The sequence below is a fragment of the Streptomyces sp. NPDC004658 genome (assembly GCF_040609555.1).
GTDB lineage: Bacteria > Actinomycetota > Actinomycetes > Streptomycetales > Streptomycetaceae > Streptomyces.
In genome coordinates this window covers 1-3,044 of the sequence record NZ_JBEXKG010000338.1, presented here as the reverse complement: position 1 = coordinate 3,044, position 3,044 = coordinate 1, and the positions used below count along the sequence as shown (strand labels likewise).

Here is a 3,044-nt window from a genome sequence, read left to right as displayed (position 1 = left end):
CGCGATGGCCGGGCGTCCGCCCGCGCTCACCGGCCGCGCGGGCGATGTCCTGGGCGTGGGCGAGGCTGCGGCTGTACTCCGTCTCCAGTTCGGCCCCGCCCTCGCGGAGCAGCCGGGCCAGCCGGAGCAGCGTCGCCGCCCCGGTGGAGCCGCCCGCGGTGGGGTTGACGACAGCGGTGAACTGGCGCATCGGTGGGCCTTTCGAGGCAGGCGGTCGGATCGGGTGGGTTCAGTCGGTGGGCAGCAGGACACCGGGGTTGAGCAGCCCCTCGGGGTCCAGGCGGCGCTTGACCGCGCGCAGCGCCGAGATGCCGAGCGGGCCGGCCTCGCGGACGTACCAGTCTCGGTGGTCGGTGCCGACCCCGTGGTGGTGGGAGATGGTGCCGCCGGCGGCGAGCACGGCCTCACACGCCGCGTGCTTGGCGGGTGTCCAGTGGGCCACCGGGTCCTCGCCCTGGGCGCTGACGACGGTGAAGTAGAGCGAGGCGCCGTTCTCGTACACGTGGGAGATGTGGCACATCACCAGGGGCGGGGTGCCGGCCCGCGTGAGGGTGTCGGTGAGCGCCGTGCGGACGGCCGTGTAGAGACCGGGGAGGCGCGACCAGAAGGCCGCGGTCTCCAGCGTCTCGGCGAAGGCGCCGACGTCGAGCAGGGCGTCGCGCAGGTACGGCGCGGAGTAACGGCCGTGTGCCCAGCGCTCGCCGGGTGCGGTGCCGGCCGGCGTGCCGCCGCAGGCCTTCAGGACGGCCGCCGCCCGTTCCCGGCGGTGTGCGGTGTCCTCCGCCGTCCCCTCGTATCCGGTGATGGCCAGGCAGCCGGCGTCGCCCGGTGCCGGGCCGGCGCCGATGGCGTCGGGCTGGGCGAGTCCGATGAGCGTCTCGGTCTCGTCGGACAGGCGCAGCACCGTCGGCCGGGGTCCGTCCTGGGCGAGCCGGCGCAGTGCGGTGGCGCCCTCCTCGAAGGAACCGAACCGCCAGCCCTCGTACAGCCGCGTCTCGGGCAGGGGGCGGATCCGTACGGTGACGGAGGTGATGACGCCGAAGGCGCCCTCGGAGCCGAGGAACAGCTGGCGCAGGTCCGGTCCGGCGGCGGAGCGGGGGGCGCGGCCGGTCTCGATGGTGCCCTCGGGGGTGGCGAGGGTGAGGCCGAGGACCATCTCGTCGAAGCGGCCGTACCCGGCGGACGCCTGTCCGCTGGAGCGGGCCGCCGCGAAGCCGCCGATGGTGGCCCATTCGAAGGACTGCGGGAAGTGGCCGAGGGTGAAGCCGTGTCCGGCGAGCAGGGCCTCGGCATCGGGGGCGCGCAGACCGGGCTGCAGGACGGCGGTGCGCGAGACGGGGTCCAGGTCGAGCAGGCCGTTCATGCGGCGCAGGTCCAGGGCGACGAACGCGCTGCGCTGGGGGGCGAGTCCGCCCACCACCGAGGTGCCGCCGCCGAAGGGCACGACGGCCAGGCCGTGCGCGGCGCAGGCGCGCAGGACCGCGAGCACCTCGTCGTGGCCGGCGGGCAGGACGACGGCCTGCGGGACGTCGGCGACGTCGCCCGCGCGGATGCGCAGCAGGTCCGGGGTGGACTTGCCGCGGGTGTGCCGGACGCGGCTCTCCAGGTCCGTACGGACGTGCTCCTCGCCGCCGACGGCCGCGGCGAGCGCCTTCAGGGCGGCGGGGGCCACCGCGGGGGCGGGCAGGCGGATGTCCTCCAGGCCGAGCGCGGGCGTGCTGCGCGGCTTGACGCCGAGCAGGTCGCGGAGCAGCCCGGTCACCGAGTCGGGCAGCGGCGCCGCCTTGGCCGGGTCGCCCCAGCCGTTCCACTGCATGTCCATTGAACGGTCGTCCTCACAGGTCGGTGTGCTGGTCGGGAGCGCTGATCCATGCGCTCGGTCCGCGCGGCCCGGTGCCGTCTCCGGGGCCTGGCCGCTTCCGCCCGGCCTCGGGGCGTTACACTGTGACACATGACGCCCATTCGTCACAACGGTTCGGGCAACGGCTCGGACAACGATCACGTGCTCGACGCGGTACGCGACTGTGTGCTGGCCGTCGGCGTACGGCGCACCACGCTCGCCGACGTGGCCCGCCGCGCCGGCGTCTCCCGGATGACGCTGTACCGGCGCTGGCCGGACCTGCGGAGCCTGGTGGGCGATCTCATGACCCGGGAGTGGATCGACGTGGCCACCCGGGCCATACCGGACCCCGCGCCCGGCACGGCCACGCGCACCCGGATCGTGGAGGGACTGGTGGCCGGGGTCGAGGCGTTCCGCGCGCACCCCCTCTTCCGCAAGATCGTCGACGTCGATCCGGAGCTGCTCCTCCCCTACGTGCTCGACCGGCGCGGCGCGAGCCAGGAGGCGCTGCTGGCGCTGCTGGCCGACGCGCTGCGCGAGGGCCACGCGGACGGGTCCGTACCGCCCGGCCACACCGAACGGCAGGCGCGCGTCCTGCTGTTGACCGTGCAGTCCTTCGCCCTGTCCCTGCGCACGATGACCGACGAGGACGATCCGGAGCTGGACTCCGCGGCGCTCCTCGGCGAGCTGCGCACCCTTCTGGAGAGGACCCTGACGCCATGAGCCACACCGAGGCCGCACCCGGCTCGTCCCTCGGCGCACACCGGCGCGTCCGGGAACTGGCCGAGGCCGCGGACGGCCGGACGGCCGACGTCCTGGTCGTCGGGCTGGGCGCCACGGGCGCCGGAGCCGCGCTGGACGCGGCGGCCCGCGGGCTGGACGTGGTCGCGGTGGACGCCCACGACCTGGCCTTCGGCACCTCCCGCTGGAGTTCCAAGCTCATCCACGGCGGGCTGCGCTATCTGGCCTCCGCACAGTTCGACGTCGCCCACGAGAGCGCGGTCGAGCGCGGGGTGCTGATGAGCCGTACGGCCCCGCACCTCGTGACCGCCCAGCCGTTCGTGCTGCCGCTGACCCCGCTGGTGTCCCGGGCCCAGGCCTCGCTGGCGTGGGCCGGGCTCCGGGCCGGGGACGTGCTGCGGCTGGCCGCCCGGACCCCGCGCCAGGTGCTGCCCGCGCCCCGCCGGCTCTCGGCGACGGAGGC

4 protein-coding genes are annotated in these 3,044 nt (G+C 75.5%); 2 read left to right on the top strand and 2 right to left on the bottom strand.

Features of this window, described 5'->3' with window-relative positions; translation table 11 throughout:
• The coding region (locus ABZV94_RS40980; protein WP_356350127.1) for a diacylglycerol kinase family protein at window positions 1-190 on the bottom strand (190 nt) is incomplete at its 3' end.
• Window positions 191-229: 39 nt separating this feature from the next.
• Complete coding sequence (locus ABZV94_RS40975; protein WP_356350125.1) at window positions 230-1,822, bottom strand: FAD-binding oxidoreductase; 1,593 nt, start codon at window positions 1,820-1,822, stop codon at window positions 230-232.
• A gap of 129 nt (window positions 1,823-1,951) precedes the next feature.
• On the opposite strand from ABZV94_RS40975, the gene ABZV94_RS40970 reads away from it, so the two are divergent.
• Together ABZV94_RS40970 and ABZV94_RS40965 are read left to right on the top strand one after the other, a co-directional pair.
• Entirely contained in the window at window positions 1,952-2,563 is a 612-nt protein-coding gene (locus ABZV94_RS40970) for a TetR/AcrR family transcriptional regulator (protein ID WP_356350123.1), read from the top strand.
• On the top strand, window positions 2,560-3,044 hold a 485-nt coding region (locus ABZV94_RS40965), incomplete at its 3' end, for an FAD-dependent oxidoreductase (RefSeq protein ID WP_356350121.1). The genes ABZV94_RS40970 and ABZV94_RS40965, both read left to right, overlap by 4 nt.

Bases quoted from the DNA above. Each gene is read 5' to 3' on its own strand.
- ABZV94_RS40975 (WP_356350125.1), bottom strand. From the start codon at position 1,822: ATGGACATGCAGTGGAACGGCTGGGGCGACCCGGCCAAGGCGGCGCCG.
- ABZV94_RS40970 (WP_356350123.1), top strand. From the start codon at position 1,952: ATGACGCCCATTCGTCACAACGGTTCGGGCAACGGCTCGGACAACGAT.